We start from the raw sequence: 15,245 nt of genomic DNA on the forward strand, positions 1-15,245 counted from the left end.
CCGGATCTGGAAGCCCTGTAAGGGGTGGAGGTGACCGGTACTAATAGGCCGAGGGCTTGTCCTCAGTTGCTCGCGTCCACTGTGTTAGTTCTGAGGCAACGACTGTTTCCGGTTGTTTGTTTCATAGTGTTTCGGTGGTTATAGCGTGAGGGAAACGCCCGGTTACATTTCGAACCCGGAAGCTAAGCCTTACAGCGCCGATGGTACTGCAGGGGGGACCCTGTGGGAGAGTAGGACGCCGCCGAACAATTCTTGAGAAAACCCCGTACCGGGCCGGTACGGGGTTTTCTGCATTTCAGGGGGCGTTTAGGCTCGTAGGCATGCGCTATGACCTCGTCATCTTCGACAACGACGGTGTTCTCGTCGACAGTGAGCCCATCTCCAACAAGCTCCTGGCCGGCTATCTCACCGAGCTCGGGCATCCGACCTCGTACGAGGACTCCCTTCGTGACTACATGGGCGCCGCCATGCACCGCGTACACGATCTCGTGGAGGAGCGGACCGGGCGGCGGTTGCCGCAGGACTTCGACGACGTCTTCCATGCGCGGGTGTTCGCCGCGTTCGAGCGGGAGTTGGAGCCGGTGGTCGGGGCCGTCGGTGTGCTGGAGAAGCTTGCTGCGGACGGGGTGCCGTACTGTGTCGCGTCGTCCGGGAGCCATGAGCGGATTCGGGTCGGGCATCGGAAGACCGGGCTGGATCGGTGGTTCGACGAGGGGCGGATCTTCAGTTCGCAGGATGTGGGGCGGGGGAAGCCGGCGCCCGATCTGTTCCTGTACGCCGCTGAGCGGATGGGGGTCGCGCCGGCGCGGTGTGTCGTGGTCGAGGACAGTCCGCTGGGAGTGCGGGCGGCTGTCGCGGCCGGGATGGATGTCTATGGGTTCGTGGCCATGACGCCCGTCGACAGGCTGGTGGGCGCCACTCAACTCTTCGCTGACATGGGGGAATTGGTCGACCTGCTGGTCTGACATCCGAGCGAGTGGGAAGCTGAGGAAAATTCATTTTCGGCTGGACCTACCCACGAGTACGACGGGGGCCATACGCTCGCCGCCATGACTGATGTGCTGCGGCGGGGTAGGGCCTCGCTGGCGTTCAGCTTCTTCGCGCAGGGCGTCGCCTTTGCTCTGCTGGTGACGCGTATTCCGGCCATCCAGGACCGGTACGGCGTCTCCGACGCGCTGCTGCCCGCCTTCCTGGCCGCGGTGCCCGTCCTCGCCGGAGTCGGGAGTGTCACGACCGAGCAGTTGGTGAAGCGGATACCGCCCAGTCGGGTGTTGCGCTGGTCCCAGCCCGTCGTGCTCCTGGCGCTGCTCGGGGTGGGGCTCGGGGAGCGGATGCTCGAACTGGCGCTCTCGCTCGCCGCCTTCGGGCTGGCCGTTGGTGCGCTGGACGCCTCGATGAACATGCTCGGGGTGAGTTTGCAGCGGTCCTACGGGCGCAGCATCATGCTCAGCTTCCACGCCGTGTACAGCTTGGGCGGGATATTGGGGGCCTCGCTCGCGTGGGTGGGGGCGCACTGGCATCTGGCGTTGTGGGTGTCGTATCTGCCGGTGGTGGCGGTTTTGTTGCCGGTCGCTCTGGTGGGGAGTCGGTGGTACGTCGACGACCGGGGCGTCGACGTAGTGAAGGGGGAGGGGGGCGCCGAGGGTGGGCCGGTCGTCTTCAAGTTGTTGTTGCCGCTGTGTCTGGTGATGTGCTTCGCGTATATCGGGGATTCAACCGTTTCCAACTGGAGTGCGAAGTATCTGCAGGATGTGCTGGGGAGCAGTGAGCAGCTGGCGACGGTGCCGTACAACGTGTACATGGTGACCACGCTGCTGGGGCGGGCCATCGGGGACTTCGGGGTGCGGCGGTTCGGGGCCGTGGCGGTCGTCCGGTGTGGGGCGGTGGTGGCCGCGGTCGGGTTCGCGGTGGTGGCCGTGGCGCCGGGGGCGTGGGTGGGGATGCTGGGGTTCACCTTGTTGGGGCTGGGGTTGTGTGTGCTGGTGCCGCAGACGTTCGCGGCGGCCGGGCGGTTGTTCCCCGGGGCTTCGGATGCGGCCGTGGCGCGGCTCAATGTCTTCAACTATGTGGGGTTTTTGATCGGTTCGCCGTTGGTGGGGGCGTTGGGGGACGTGTGGACCTATCGCGGGGCCATGCTCGTGCCGATGGTGTTGGTGCTGGTGACGCTCGTGTACGCCCGGTCGTTCGCCGCTCAACCGGACCGATACGGTGGCGGGCATGAGCGGCCGCGCACAGCTGATGTGGGACGAGGCAGTAACGGGGTATGACTTCGGGCCGGACCATCCGATGGATCCGGTCCGGCTCGCCCTGACCTGGAGGCTTGTTCAGGCCTTCGGGCTTGATCGTGAGGTGGAGGTCGTGGCCGCCAAGCCGGCCGGGGAGTCGACGTTGCGGCTGGTCCACCGGGAGGACTACGTCGAGGCCGTGAAGGCGGCTTCCGCGGATCCATGGGTGGCGGATGCGGCGTATGGACTGGGGACGGTGGATGATCCGGCGTTCGCCGGGATGCATGAGGTGTCCGCGCTGATCGCGGGCCAGTCGGTGGGGGCGGCGGAGGCCGTGTGGCGGGGGGAGGCGTTGCATGCGGTGAACTTCGCGGGTGGGTTGCATCATGCGATGCCGGGTGGTGCGTCGGGGTTCTGTATTTACAACGATGCGTCGCTGGCTATCGCTCGGTTGTTGGAGCTGGGGGCCGAGCGGGTCGCTTATGTGGATGTCGATGTGCATCACGGGGACGGTGTGCAGGCGGCGTTCTGGGAGGATCCGCGGGTTTTGACGATCTCGCTGCACGAGCATCCTCGTACGTTGTTTCCGCAGACCGGGTGGCCCGAGGAGACGGGGGCCGAGAGTGCGGAGGGGGCGGCGGTGAATGTCGCGTTGCCGGCGGGGACCGGGGATGCGGGGTGGCTGCGGGCGTTTCACGCGGTCGTGCCGGAGCTGATCGCCGATTTTCGGCCGCAGGTGCTGGTGACTCAGCATGGGGCGGATACGCATTTCGAGGATCCGTTGGCTCATTTGGCTGTGTCGCTCGATGCGCAGCGGGCTGTGCAGGTTGCCTGTCATGACCTGGCGCACGAGTACGCCGAGGGGCGGTGGGTGGCGTTGGGCGGGGGCGGGTACGCGGTGGTGGATGTGGTGCCGCGGTCGTGGACGCATCTGGTGGGGATCGCTGCGGGGCGGGAGATCGCGCCGGAGAGTGTGATTCCGGAGGGGTGGCGGCAGGAGGTGTTCGCGCGGACGCGGCAGTTGGGGCCTGCGCGGATGACTGATGGGCGGTGGCCTGTGGGGTGGGCGGGGTGGGAGGCGGGGTACGACCCTGCGGATCGGTTGGATCAGGCGGTGTTGGCGGCTCGGCGGGCGGTGTTTCCGTTGCGGGGGCTTTTGGCTTAGCGGGGGGTGGTGGGCTGGGGGGAGTTTTTTCGCCCCCGCCGCCCCTACCCGTCCCATCCCCAGGGGCTCTGCCCCTTCGGCCCCGCCAGGGGGCTCCGCCCCCTGGACCCCCGATCGGCCTGAACGGCCTCGTCCTCAAACGCCGGACGGGCTGAGATGCCTGGACCGGCGTTACGCCAACTGTGCGGTGTTTCCCTGTTCGTATCGCGTGCCCGGCTCCTGTCCGCCACCATCGCTCCCGTGTTGAGTACCGGTGCCCTGCGCGCCCATCTCCTTGCTGCGCGGCTTGCTGGGGTTGTGGCTACGGCTCGGGAGGAGAGTCTGCGGAGTTATCGGCTGTTCGCGGCGCGTGATCCTCGGGTGTTGATCGGGATCGATCCTGTGGGGGCGTGGCGGCAGCGGGATCTGGTCGGGTTGATGGCGGAAAAATGTGGGGTTTCTGCCGATCCTCGATGTACCGAAGGTCGTGATGTGATTGATCCGGAGCGTACTTTGGTCGCTTTGGATGCCTTCGCGGAGCGGATCGGAACCGCGGCCCAACGCGGTGCGGCCGTCCTCCTCGGCACCGGGCACCCCCATCGGCTGCTCGGCTTCTACGCCGCCTTGGCGGACGCGCTGTCGGCGGCGGGGTGTACCGTCCTCACCCCCGCGCAGGGTCACTCTGTCGACATAACGACCCGGTTCGGTCTACGCACGTACAACCTTGACTACGTACGAGGAGTCGCGCTGGTGCGGGAACCGGGCCCGGCTCGCCCTGGTTGTGCGACGGGCACACACACGCACTCGCCGCTCCCGGTTCGTACCGTTCTGGCCGCTGCGGCCGAGGCCGGCGGGCCCTTGCCCGAGCTGGTTGTCGGGGACCACGGGTGGGTCTGCGGAGCAGGTCAGCTGGGGTTTGAGGCCATTGGGCTGGCGGATACGGATGACCCCGCGCTCTTTGTGGGGGAGGCGGAGGGGGCCGTGTCCGTCGTCGTTCCACTTGATGACGCTGTGCGGTCTGATTACTACCGGCCGCTTACCCGCTACGTACTCAATCGAGCGTGTCTGTCACAGTAGGCCGCCGATGGGTGCACCTCTTCCCCACTTGCATCATCCGCCCCTACATTGGGGAGTGAGCACGCAACGACGAAGAGTCACCGGAAGGGGAAGCCGGTGGCCGTCGAGTGCGGAAGGTTCAGGTGTGTCATGGCTGCTGAGCAGAGGCCTCTGAGCGAGGTTGTGTTCCTGACCGTGGCGGAAGTCGCCGCGGTGATGCGAGTGTCCAAGATGACCGTGTACCGCTTGGTGCACAGTGGTCATCTGCCCGCGATCCGGGTGGGGCGGTCCTTCCGCGTCCCGGAGAATGCGGTTCACGAGTACCTCCGCGAGAGCTATGTGGGGGTGGAAACCGCCTGATGGCTGTGGTCGGGGGAGATCCTCAGGGCACTTCGGGATCTCTCCCGACCTCCTCGATTACGACCTCAGCGCTCGGACGGGTAGGCTGGCCCCTTGTAGGTCGTATGGGCCCATGGCGCCCAAACACCGAGTGATGAGAAGTGAGCGAGGGTAGTCGTGGGCTCTGTTATCAAGAAGCGGCGCAAGCGGATGGCCAAGAAGAAGCACCGCAAGCTGCTCAAGCGCACGCGCGTTCAGCGTCGCAACAAGAAGTAAGCGGCGCCGCGCAGGTAGCGTGTTTGTGGCCCCCCACCCGAGCCGGTGGGGGGCCACACGCGTGTTGTGGGCCGGATGTCGTCACCTCATGCATTGGGCAGTCATCACAGCGCAACAACAACCCGCTAAGTTGGCCGAACACGGGGAACGCGGCGGAGTACGAGGGCTGGAAGGAAGGCGCTGATCTTGGGCAAGGTCGTGCTCGTGACCGGAGTGGCCCGTCAACTGGGGGGCCGTTTCGTCCGACGGATCCAGCGTGACCCGCAGGTGGACCGGGTCGTCGCCGTGGACGCGGTGCCGCCCGAGCACCATCTGGGCGGTGCCGACTTCATCCAGGCCGACATCCGGCAGGCCGGCATCGCGCGGGTGCTCGCGGAGACGGCCGCCGACACGGTCGTCCACATGGACGTGACCGCGACCGCGCTCGGCAGCGGCAGCCGGACCTCGGTCAAGGAGACCAACGTCATCGGCACCATGCAGCTGTTGGGGGCCTGTCAGAAGTCGCCGACGGTCAAGCGGCTCGTCGTGAAGTCCAGTACCAACGTGTACGGGTCCGCGCCTCGCGACCCGGCCGTGTTCACCGAGACCACCCCGCCCAAGTCGCTGCCCAGCGGCGGGTTCGCCAAGGACACGGTGGAGGTCGAGGGGTATGTGCGCGGGTTCGCGCGGCGGCGGCCGGACGTGGCCGTGTGCGTGCTGCGGTTCGCCAACATCCTCGGCCCGACCGCGGACACGCCGCTGGTCTCGTACTTCTCGCTGCCGGTGCTGCCGACCGTGTTCGGCTACGACCCGCGGCTGCAGTTCGTGCACGAGGACGACGTGATCGAGGTGCTGCGGATCGCCTCGCACGAGCCCGAGCGCGGCACGCTCAACAGCGGCACCTTCAACATCGCCGGCGACGGCGTGCTGTTGCTTTCGCAGTGCTCCCGGCGGCTCGGACGACCCACCGTGCCCCTGCTGCTGCCTGCCGTCACCTGGGCGGGCTCCCTGGTGCGTACGCTGGGCATGACGGATTTCTCGCCCGAGCAGATCCGGCTGCTCACCCACGGCCGGGTCGTGTCGACGAGCCAGATGCGTGAGACGCTCGGGTTCCAGCCGAAGTACACGACGGCTCAGACGTTCGCGGACTTCGCGCGCAGCCGCGGACCCGGACTGCTGCCGCCACAGGCCCTGGCGGGGGCCGTCGACCGGATCGCCGCGCTGCCCCTCGCGGGCAGCGGTCACCCCCCGACGCCGAGCGCCAACTGAGGAGCGCATCAACGATGGCGGACGCCAAGGTCATTCCGTTCGACGACGACCGGTCCCGCGGGAGCGCCGTACAGCGGCCGCCGCGGCGCCGGAGCGCGGGAAGCCGACGCAAGGGCACGGAATCCGCGCTGGTACGTGAGGTACAGCCCCTGCCCAGCAGGGCGCCCGCGCAGGATGATGTTCCTGTGACCCGTGAGCAACAGCCGCCCGAGAAGCCGCAGGACGAGGACGGGCACGGTGGCCTGGAGCGGCGTATCGCCGGCGGCCTCGCCTTCCTGCGCCGCCGCCTCACCGGGGACTACGAGGTCGACGACTTCGGCTTCGACGAGGAGTTGACCGACCAGGTCCTGATGTCCTTGCTGCGCCCGCTGTACGAGAAGTACTTCCGGGTCGAGGTGAAGGGCATCGAGAACATCCCGTCCGAGGGCGGCGCCCTGATCGTCGCCAACCACTCCGGGACGCTCCCGATGGACGGCCTGATGATGCAGGTCGCCGTGCACGACAACCACCCGGCGGGCCGCCATCTGCGGCTCCTCGCGGCGGACCTGGTCTTCATGCTGCCGGTGGTCAACGAACTGGCCCGCAAGCTGGGCAACACCCTGGCCTGCACGGAGGACGCGGAACGCCTCCTCGGCCAGGGCGAGCTCGTCGGAGTGATGCCGGAGGGCTTCAAGGGCGTCGGCAAGCCCTTCAGCGAGCGTTACAAGCTTCAGCGCTTCGGCCGGGGCGGCTTCGTCTCCACGGCGCTGCGCCACGGCACCCCGATCATCCCGTGCTCGATCGTCGGGGCCGAGGAGATCTACCCGATGATCGGCAACGCCAAGACCGTGGCCCGGCTGCTCGGCTTCCCGTACTTCCCGCTGACGCCGACCTTCCCGTGGCTGGGCCCGCTGGGCGCGATTCCGCTCCCGACCAAGTGGACGATCCAGTTCGGCGAGCCGATCCCGACGGACGGCTATCCGCCGGAGGCGGCCGAGGACCCGATGCTGATGTTCAACCTGACCGACCAGGTCAGGGAACAGATCCAGCACACCCTCTACAAGCTGCTCGTGCAGCGCCGGTCGGTCTTCTTCTGAGCCCTGGGCCTCTTCGCTCGTGTACGACAACGGGGGCGCCCCTCCTGAGAAGGGCGCCCCCATCGTCGTACGGAGGCTACTGGCCCGTGTCCTCGCCGTCGATGCCCAGGCCGGGCAGCAGGCCGGGGAGCAGCGGGGGGAGGGTGACGTCCGGGTCGGGGGTCGGGGGCTTGCTGGTGGACGGGGAGGCGGTTCCGGTGTCCTGCGGTGGGTCGAGCAGGCCGCCGGTGTTGCCGCCGAGCAGGCCCTCGCCCTCGCTGCCGGAGCCGGCCGACCTGCTGGGGCTCTGACTGCCGGTGCCGCTGCTGTCGGACGAGCTGCCGTGGCCCGTGCTGGGCTCGGCCGGCCGGTCGGAGCCGGACGAGGTGTCGGAGGACGCCGGTCCGGAGCCCTGACGTTGACCGCTGCCGCTGTCCTGGGCCGGGGGTTGCGGGAGGAGGGACTGTAGCGGGGCGACCTCTTCGTCTATGGCGTCGAAGACCGACGACACCTGGTCGCTGACGTCACCGAGCTGGACGGGCAGCCTGTCGCGCAGGGCGCCCCAGGTGTCGCGGTGCGAGAGCGAGAAGGTGGAGAGGGCCTGGATGGGGCCCAGGGAGTCGGGGTCGCGGGCGTACGCCGCGGTCAGCAGGCGGTGGCCCTCGGAGGCGTCGTACCGCATGCCGGACAGGGCGCGGCGGATCTCGCCGAGGGACTCGTGGTCGAGGGGGCCGCCGCGGTCGCGTTCCATCAGCCGGCGGGCCTCGCTCAGGCGGGTGGAGGCCTGGTCGAGGTAGGCCACGCCGCGCTCGTCGTCGCCGTCGGACAGGTAGGTGAGCTTGAAGTCCTCGATGCCTCGCTTGAGCCCGTACAGCGAGTCACCGGGCAGGGCGTCCGAGCTGGCAGCGGCGACTCCGCCGAAGGCTCCCGCGGCAACGCCGACGCTGAGCCCGCCGGCGGCGAGGCCCTTGGTCAGCCGGGAACGGGGCCGGAGCCGGCCCAGCGGGCTCGCCCGGTGAGCTCCCCGGGCCCGGGGGGATCGCTGCTCGGGCACGGAAGGGTCCGCGGCCTTGCCTCCGGGAACCGTGCCCTCCAGCAGCATGGCCTCCATGGCGGCCACGAGCTGCGCCCGCTGGACGACCTTGACCTCGGGGTCCAGCATCGGTTTGGGCAGCTCGGCGAGGTTCGACGCCAGGGCCGACAGGCGGCCCTGCTCGGTCTGTTCCGCAGCAGTCGGGGCCGGGGCCGGTCCTTCGGACTGCTCGGCCGCCGTGCCCCGGTCGGACTGCTCCTCCAGGGCCTGGGCGAAGGCGTTGGCCCGCCGGTGCGCCGATACGTTCGCGATCACTGGCGGCACCTCCTCTCGTCAAGACGGTCGACTCCCCAGGGGGTCCTGAGGGTTGCACGCCCTGACCACAAGCACACGATCGAGTGATCGAAGTCGGCCAGGGAGTGACCACAGGGAGCCTGCATCCCGCACAACGAGTGGCGCGGCACTTGGGTTACGGACGACGAATGATCGGATGGGGAAGGCAACGGACTTTCACCGAAAGCGAGTTGATGATGACCGAGCGTGCGCTGTCAGCGCGCGTCGTCCGGGAGGAGGCGGGCGAGCGTGCGGACGGCCCGGTACTGGAGGGTCTTGATGGCGCCCTCGTTCTTGCCCATGACACGGGCGGTCTCGGCGACCGAGAGGCCCTGGAGGAAGCGGAGCGTCACGCACTCCTGCTGCTGGGGGTTGAGCCGTCGTACGGCGTCGAGTAGCGCGGCGTTCGAGAGGGACTCCAGGACGGAGTCCTCGGGTGAGCGCTCGACCTCGTTGGCGTCGAGCATCTCGCCGGTGGTGACCTCCAGCCGGAAGCGGCTCGACTTGAAGTGGTCCGCGACGAGGTTGCGGGCGATGGTGACGAGCCAGGCGCCGAAGTCGCGGCCCTGCCAGGTGAAGGTGCCGATTCTGCGCAGGGCGCGCAGGAAGGTCTCACTGGTGAGGTCCTCCGCGGTCGCCTTTCCTCCCACCCGGTAGTAGATGTACCGGTACACGGTGTCGCTGTACTGGTCGTAGAGGCGGCCGAAGGCGTCGGACTCGCCGGCCTGGGCGCGTTCCACCAGGTCCATCATGCGGGCGCTGTCGCTGTCCGCGGCGGGACGGCGGGCGGTGGGGGCGCCGGTCGAGCGCCCCCGTCTGCCGACGGCGGCGCTGCCGTCGGCGAGTGCATAGCACGGGCCGACGGGTGCGGTGGTTACGGCAAGGGCGGGGACGGCGTACGCGGTGGGGACGAAGCCGCGCAACAGGTCTTGGACCGTTGCGCGCAGCGTAGCCAGGCCCGAGGCGTCAACCCCGACGTGTGGGTACACGGGACTCCCAGAGGCAGAGCTTCCATCACGTGCAGTGCCGGACCTTTCACCCGTCGTAGCGACGGAGGGGGGACCGGTTTGCGTCTGAGGAGAATAACGCTTCGTACAGGCGCTGCTACACCGGGTTGCTCAAATCATCGATTACGTCGCTTCTGTAACCGATTGGGAGCCGATCAAGTGCCGCACAGTGACCGGTTGTTGATTGGATTCCGTCACTTTCCGTCTGGCTCCGGGGCGTGTTGTGGCCGTGTGCAGCCAACGTGACTGAACAGGGGGTTGCGCGGGTATGCCCGGCGGATTGGTGTGTTCGGCCCCGCCACCGGAGTTCAGTGGCGGTCGAAACCGAACGGAGCGAGGGCATCGGGGCGACGGCCGGTGACGAGGTACTCGGCGAGGTGGTGGCCGGTGGCCGGGCCCAGGGTGACGCCTAGCATGCCGTGGCCGGTGGCCGCGTAGGCGTTGTCGTGGCCGGGGACGCGGTCGATCACGGGGAGTCCGTCGGGGAGGAACGGGCGGCCCCCGACCCAGGGGTCGCGGATAAGGCCGAACAGGTCGTCCGGGTCGTCGAACCAGGGGCCCAGGTAGTGCCGGCTGGCGAGGGCGACGGCGACGATGCGGCGCCAGTCGAGCCGGTTGTTGTTGCCGCTGAGCTCCATCGTCCCGCCGATCCGCGTGGTGCCGCCGATCGGTGAGGCCACCGCCCTGCGCTCGCCGAAGTACAGCGTGTGCCGCGGCGCCGGGTCCAGGTCCACCGAGAAGCTGTAGCCCTTGCCCGCCTGGAGCGGCAGCGGATGGCCCAGCTCACCCAGCAGCCGCGAGGACCGCATGCCGGCCGCGACGACCACGGCCGCGCACCGCATCTCGCCCTGGGTGGTGCGCAGCCCGGTGACGCTCCCTCCCGCGGACCGGCGGAACCCGATGACCTCCGCGTTCTCGTGGACCTTCACCCCCGCCGCGGCGAGTGCTTCGCCGAGCCCGCGGGAGAACGCCTCCGGATCGACCACGCCCTCTCCCTCGACGAGATACGCCGCACGCACCGCGGGCGACAGCGCGTCGTCCAGCAGCCGGGCCGCGTCGCCCGTGGTGACGTCGTCGGGCAGCGGGTAGCGGCCGTCCGCCATCTCCCGCTGGACGGCGAGGTGGTGGCGGGCCTCGGCCGGGGACAGGAAGGCGTGCACCATGCCGGGCCGGGTCAGTGTCGTGGTGACCCCGGCCTCGCGCAGGGCGTCGAAGAGGTCGAAGGTGTCGCGGTTCAGCTCGGCGATCGCCGTGTAACCGCGCCGGAAGGCCGCGGGTGTGCTGCTGCGCCAGAACCGCCACAGCCAGCGTACGAACGCCGGATCGGGCAGCGGGCGCAGGTAGAGGGGCGAGTCCGGGCGGCCCAGCGAGCGCAGGGCGTAGCGCAGCACGCCAGGGGCAGGGACGGGTGTCGAATGGCTGAGGCACACCCAGCCCGCGTTGCCCCGGGAGGCTCCGGAGCCCAGGGCGCGCCGCTCGACGACCTCGACCTGCACGCCTGCCCGGGCCAGGTAGTACGCCGTGCACAGCCCTACGACACCACCGCCGACGACCACGACGGGAGCGTCCCCGACCAGGCCCGCGCGGCCGGCCGTCATCACGTGGTTCCGTACGAGGCGAGGAACTCCCGCGTTCGGGCCTGGGCCGGGTTGTCCAGGACGTCCTGCGGACTGCCCTCCTCCACGATCCGGCCGCCGTCGACGAAGACGACGTGGTCGGAGACCTCACGGGCGAACGGCAGTTCGTGGGTGACCAGCAGCATCGTCATTCCGTCCGCGGCGAGTTCCCGCATCACGCTCAGCACTTCCCGGGTGGCCTCGGGGTCCAGGGAGGACGTCGGCTCGTCGAAGAGGAGCACCTCGGGTTTGAGCGCGAGGGCGCGGGCGATGGCGACGCGCTGCTGCTCGCCGCCGGAGAGCTGCTCGGTGCGGGCGAGGCCGCGGTGGGCCACGTTGACCCGGCGCAGCAGGGCGACGGCCCGTTCCAGTGCCACCTGCTCGGGCACGCCCGCCTTGCGTTGCGCCAGGATGACGTTCTCCACGGCTGTGAGGTGCGGGAAGAGGTGGAACCGCTGGAAGACCATGCCGACGGTGCGGCGCAGCCCGGGCAGGTCGCGGCAGACCATGCGGCCGCCGCTGTGCACGACCTCGCCGCCCACCTCGACTGTGCCCTGGTCCGGTCGTTCCAGCAGGTTGACGCAGCGCATCAGGGTGGACTTGCCGCCGCCGCTCTGTCCGATGACGCTCACGATGCGGCCCCGGTCGACCTCCAGGTTCACGTGGTCGAGCACGAGCCGGCCGTCGAAGGACTTGCACAGCCCCTCGATGCGGATGACCGCCTCGGTCCCCGGGGACGCGGCCGTGGGTGCTGTGGTGACGGGCTCGGTCACAGCGCTGCCTCCTTGTGGACCTTCTGGGCCTTCTGGGCCGCGACCGGTTCGAGATCGGCGGCGAGCAGTGCGCGGGCGGCCCGTACGCGCCGGCGGCGCCACGGGGAGATCGGGACACCCGCTCGTACCTTGCGCTCCAGCAGCAGCAGGAGCTGGGAGAGCGGGTAGCACAGGGCGAAGTAGATGGCCGAGATCACCAGGTACACCTCCAGCGCCCGGAAGGTGGCCGAGGTGATCAGCCGCCCCTCGGACATCAGCTCGGCGGCGGAGATGGTGACCAGGAGCGAGGTCGACTTCAGCAGGTCGACCAGCATGGTGTTGGTGCCGGGCAGTGCCAGCCGTACGGCCTGCGGCAGGACGACGTGGGCGAAGATGCCGGTCCGGCCCAGCCCCAGCGCCTCGCCCGCCTCCGTCTGCCCGTCGTGCACCCCGCTGATCGCGGAACGGAAGATCTCGGAGAGATAGGCGGCGTAGAAGACGACCAGGCTGAGGCAGCCGGCCGTGAACACGTCCAGCCGGATGCCGGCGGAGGCCAGGCCGAAGTAGGTCAGGAAGATGATGGCCAGCAGCGGGATGTTCTTGAACACCTCGGTGTAGACGGCGGCGACGGCCCGGGCGGGCCACGCCTTGCTCAGTCTGAGCAGGGCCATGGCCAGGCCGAGGAGGACCGCGCCGACGAAGCTGACGACGGTGTAGGACACGGTGCGCCAGAGCGCGTCGAGCAGGTCGGGCCGGTATTCGGACCAGGGAACTTGGAAGAGACCGGACATCGTCATCCCCTCACTGGCCGATGGACGGCGGCGTCCAGTCCTGCGGCCGGTCCACGCCCTGGCGGGCGGCGGCCATGCCGGCGGAGGGCTTGAGGAACTGCTCGGGGTCGCCGCCGTACTTCTCGACGAGCTTGTTCATCTCGCCGCTCGCGTACATGGCGTCGATCTGCGCGGAGATCGCCTTCTCCAGCTTGGTGGCCTTCTTGGGGAGGTAGAAGCCGGTCTGGTACGGCTGGAAGTACGCGTAGGCGGGCTCCGCCTTTACCTCGGCGGCGCTGGGCGGGGTGAGGTACTGGGTGCTGATCTTCAGCTCCGGGCGTTCCTTCTGCGCGGCGATGATGATCAGCGGGTCGAGGAATCCGACGTCGACGCGGCCCGCGCCGAGGTCGTCGAACACGCCGTTGGCGTCGGGGTAGGCGTGCAGTTCGGCGTCCGGTACGGCCTGGATCGACTTGACCCAGACATAGCCCTCGACCGTCCCCAGCTGGAGGCCCTTCAGGTCGTCGACCGTCTTGTACGTCTTGCCGTTGCGGACGGCCATCGCCGGGGGCGAGTAGTAGGGCGGATCGGTGAACAGGCCCTGTTTCTGCCGGTCGGCGGACCAGGCGACACCGCCGATGGTGATGTCCACCCGGCGGGACTGCACCCCGGCGAGCATGCCGGCGAAGTCCGTCACCTGGGGCTCTATCTTCAGGCCCAGCTTCTTGGCCACCTGGGCGAGGATGTCGCCGTCGAGTCCGACGATCTTGTCGTCCTTGACGCTGGTGTAGGGCGCGTACGGCTGGACGGCCACCTTGATGACGCCGGGCGTCAGCGTGCCGAGCGCGGCGGTCTTCGCGGAGACGTCCTTCGGGGCGGCGTCGTCGCTGTCGGAGCCGCAGGCGGCGACGGAGGAAAGCAAGAGGATCGCGGACAAAGCGGACGCGAGTGAGCGCACACGGGTCATCGGCTGGGCCTTCCGTATTGGCGGGCGCTGAACGCATGCAAGGGATGCGGATGCAGGAGGCTTGCAGGTGGAGCCCGCCGTTTCACCGCGCTGTGCCCCCGGCGGGGAGGTGATGGGGCCATACGCTATGGACCGGCCAGCCGTGCGTCACCGTCCACTTCGTATGAAGTTATGGCCGAAATCGTTCGATCCCCTGTACGGTGCGTCCAACCCAGGCCCGCCCGACGGGAGGTACGCCCGTGCTGAGCCCGTCACTCGCGCAGGAGATCGCCTCCGACACCTCGGCGGTCATCGGCTTCAACGTGCTGATCACCGACGCGGAGGGCACGGTCATCGGCAGCGGCGACCGCCGCCGGGTCGGCTCCTTCCACGAGGCGTCCGTCGAGGTCGTCCGCACCCTGGAAGCCGCCACGCACACCGCCGAGCAGGCCCATCGGCTGCGCGGGGTGCGCCCCGGCGTCACGCTGCCGCTGATCAGTGACGGGCGGGCGGTGGGGACGGTCGGGATCACCGGGACGCCCGCCCAGGTGCGCCGCTTCGGGCTGCTGGTCAAGCGCCAGACGGAGATCCTGCTCAGGGAGTCCGTGATGCTGCGCTCCCGGCTGCTCGCCGAGCGGACGACCGAGAAGCTGCTCGGCGACATCGCCACCTACGACCCCCAGGTCGTGGAGGGGGAGTTCCTCACGTTCCGGGCCGCCGAACTGGGCTTCGACCTGCGGCTGCGGCGTGTCGCGGTGGCCGTCGAGGTGACCGTGCCCGAGGGCGCCACCCGCCATCTCGGCGCCCCGGCCCGGGACATGGCGCTGGTCCGCTCCGAGCTGCTGCGCACCGTCCGCGAGGTCTTCGCCGACCCGCAGGACATCGTCGCCTCGACGGCTCCCGGCTGGATCGGCGTACTGCACCGGTTCCCGGCCGCGCGTACGGTCGCCGCCCTGGCCGCCGACTGCCGCCGGGTCACGGACCTGGTCGCCGCCCAGGACGGACTCGGTGCCCGGGCCGGGATCGGCGAACCGGCCGCGTCCGTCGGTGGGCTGCGGGACTCCTACCAGGACGCCCGCGACGCGCTGCGCCTGGGCGCCCGGCTGGCGGGCGGCTCACCCGTGCATCTGATCACCGACCTGAGGGTTCCCCAGGTCCTGGCCGCCGTGGGCCAGCCCGCCCGCAACCGCCTGCTCGACCGCACCGCCGCCGAGCTGCGCGCCCAGCCGGACTGGCCGTTGCTCCGCGACACGATCACCGCGTGGTGCGAGAGCGGGTTCAACCTCGTACGGGCGGCCGCGGCCCTGCACATCCACCGCAACACCGTCGTCTACCGGATGAACAAGATCGAGCAGATCACCGGCCGCCCGTTGCGCGAACACCGGACCACCATGGCCCTGTACCTCGCCTGCCTGGCGGACCGACTGGGCGGTGGCGCTCCGGCG

General features: G+C 69.3%; 15 protein-coding genes and 1 rRNA gene. 10 read left to right on the forward strand and 6 right to left on the reverse strand.

From position 1 onward, the window contains the following. The first annotated feature begins 130 nt into the window (after positions 1 to 130). From rrf to AB0I77_RS32185, 9 genes are all read left to right on the forward strand, one after another. Positions 131 to 247 (forward strand): 5S ribosomal RNA (gene rrf / locus AB0I77_RS32145). Between the two features lie 73 nt (positions 248 to 320). Continuing rightward, positions 321 to 965: an HAD family hydrolase gene (locus AB0I77_RS32150; RefSeq protein ID WP_363286243.1), complete on the forward strand. Its 645-nt coding sequence runs from the start codon at positions 321 to 323 to the stop codon at positions 963 to 965. A gap of 84 nt (positions 966 to 1,049) precedes the next feature. Next, positions 1,050 to 2,267, forward strand: coding sequence for an MFS transporter (locus tag AB0I77_RS32155; RefSeq protein WP_363286244.1), 1,218 nt, complete (start codon positions 1,050 to 1,052; stop codon positions 2,265 to 2,267). Then, complete coding sequence (locus AB0I77_RS32160) at positions 2,218 to 3,390, forward strand: acetoin utilization protein AcuC (protein ID WP_363286245.1); 1,173 nt, start codon at positions 2,218 to 2,220, stop codon at positions 3,388 to 3,390. The genes AB0I77_RS32155 and AB0I77_RS32160 overlap by 50 nt, the downstream gene beginning before the upstream one ends. Positions 3,391 to 3,630: 240 nt before the next feature. Beyond that, the gene (locus AB0I77_RS32165; RefSeq protein ID WP_363286246.1) at positions 3,631 to 4,446 is read left to right on the forward strand and encodes a phosphatase; all 816 of its coding nucleotides are present in this window, start codon (positions 3,631 to 3,633) and stop codon (positions 4,444 to 4,446) included. Between the two features lie 129 nt (positions 4,447 to 4,575). Next, positions 4,576 to 4,785: a helix-turn-helix domain-containing protein gene (locus AB0I77_RS32170; protein WP_363286247.1), complete on the forward strand. Its 210-nt coding sequence runs from the start codon at positions 4,576 to 4,578 to the stop codon at positions 4,783 to 4,785. A gap of 156 nt (positions 4,786 to 4,941) precedes the next feature. Next, positions 4,942 to 5,040, forward strand: a complete 99-nt coding sequence (locus AB0I77_RS32175; protein WP_003948845.1) for an AURKAIP1/COX24 domain-containing protein — start codon at positions 4,942 to 4,944, stop codon at positions 5,038 to 5,040. 186 nt (positions 5,041 to 5,226) lie between these two features. Then, the gene (locus AB0I77_RS32180) at positions 5,227 to 6,288 is read left to right on the forward strand and encodes an NAD-dependent epimerase/dehydratase family protein (protein WP_363286248.1); all 1,062 of its coding nucleotides are present in this window, start codon (positions 5,227 to 5,229) and stop codon (positions 6,286 to 6,288) included. Between the two features lie 14 nt (positions 6,289 to 6,302). Continuing rightward, complete coding sequence (locus AB0I77_RS32185) at positions 6,303 to 7,364, forward strand: lysophospholipid acyltransferase family protein (RefSeq protein ID WP_363286249.1); 1,062 nt, start codon at positions 6,303 to 6,305, stop codon at positions 7,362 to 7,364. Positions 7,365 to 7,440: 76 nt separating this feature from the next. Here the strand turns inward: AB0I77_RS32185 and AB0I77_RS32190 are convergent, their stop codons facing one another. The 6 genes from AB0I77_RS32190 to AB0I77_RS32215 form a co-directional block, all read right to left on the reverse strand. Next, a complete protein-coding gene (locus tag AB0I77_RS32190) occupies positions 7,441 to 8,691 on the reverse strand; it encodes a DUF5667 domain-containing protein (protein ID WP_363286250.1) in 1,251 nt (416 codons plus the stop codon). A 233-nt stretch (positions 8,692 to 8,924) separates the two neighbouring features. Continuing rightward, positions 8,925 to 9,698: an ECF subfamily RNA polymerase sigma factor, BldN family gene (locus AB0I77_RS32195; protein WP_363286251.1), complete on the reverse strand. Its 774-nt coding sequence runs from the start codon at positions 9,696 to 9,698 to the stop codon at positions 8,925 to 8,927. A gap of 326 nt (positions 9,699 to 10,024) precedes the next feature. After that, positions 10,025 to 11,314: an FAD-dependent oxidoreductase gene (locus AB0I77_RS32200; protein ID WP_363286252.1), complete on the reverse strand. Its 1,290-nt coding sequence runs from the start codon at positions 11,312 to 11,314 to the stop codon at positions 10,025 to 10,027. Next, positions 11,314 to 12,105: an amino acid ABC transporter ATP-binding protein gene (locus AB0I77_RS32205; protein WP_363286253.1), complete on the reverse strand. Its 792-nt coding sequence runs from the start codon at positions 12,103 to 12,105 to the stop codon at positions 11,314 to 11,316. The genes AB0I77_RS32200 and AB0I77_RS32205 overlap by 1 nt, the downstream gene beginning before the upstream one ends. After that, positions 12,102 to 12,875, reverse strand: a complete 774-nt coding sequence (locus AB0I77_RS32210; protein ID WP_363286254.1) for an amino acid ABC transporter permease — start codon at positions 12,873 to 12,875, stop codon at positions 12,102 to 12,104. Before AB0I77_RS32210 ends, AB0I77_RS32205 begins: the two co-directional genes overlap by 4 nt. A 10-nt stretch (positions 12,876 to 12,885) precedes the next feature. After that, positions 12,886 to 13,821: a transporter substrate-binding domain-containing protein gene (locus AB0I77_RS32215; RefSeq protein ID WP_363286255.1), complete on the reverse strand. Its 936-nt coding sequence runs from the start codon at positions 13,819 to 13,821 to the stop codon at positions 12,886 to 12,888. A 239-nt stretch (positions 13,822 to 14,060) separates the two neighbouring features. Here AB0I77_RS32215 and AB0I77_RS32220 point away from each other — a divergent pair. Then, positions 14,061 to 15,245, forward strand: a 1,185-nt coding sequence (locus AB0I77_RS32220; protein ID WP_363286256.1) for a sugar diacid recognition domain-containing protein, incomplete at its 3' end; no start/stop codon positions are given.

It is taken from the genome of Streptomyces sp. NPDC050619, assembly GCF_040654815.1.
In the GTDB taxonomy this organism is placed as follows: Bacteria; Actinomycetota; Actinomycetes; order Streptomycetales; family Streptomycetaceae; genus Streptomyces.

Bases quoted from the DNA above. Each gene is read 5' to 3' on its own strand.
- AB0I77_RS32150 (WP_363286243.1), top strand. From the start codon at position 321: ATGCGCTATGACCTCGTCATCTTCGACAACGACGGTGTTCTCGTCGAC.
- AB0I77_RS32155 (WP_363286244.1), top strand. From the start codon at position 1,050: ATGACTGATGTGCTGCGGCGGGGTAGGGCCTCGCTGGCGTTCAGCTTC.
- AB0I77_RS32160 (WP_363286245.1), top strand. From the start codon at position 2,218: ATGAGCGGCCGCGCACAGCTGATGTGGGACGAGGCAGTAACGGGGTAT.
- AB0I77_RS32170 (WP_363286247.1), top strand. From the start codon at position 4,576: ATGGCTGCTGAGCAGAGGCCTCTGAGCGAGGTTGTGTTCCTGACCGTG.
- AB0I77_RS32185 (WP_363286249.1), top strand. From the start codon at position 6,303: ATGGCGGACGCCAAGGTCATTCCGTTCGACGACGACCGGTCCCGCGGG.
- AB0I77_RS32200 (WP_363286252.1), bottom strand. From the start codon at position 11,314: ATGACGGCCGGCCGCGCGGGCCTGGTCGGGGACGCTCCCGTCGTGGTC.
- AB0I77_RS32210 (WP_363286254.1), bottom strand. From the start codon at position 12,875: ATGTCCGGTCTCTTCCAAGTTCCCTGGTCCGAATACCGGCCCGACCTG.
- AB0I77_RS32215 (WP_363286255.1), bottom strand. From the start codon at position 13,821: ATGACCCGTGTGCGCTCACTCGCGTCCGCTTTGTCCGCGATCCTCTTG.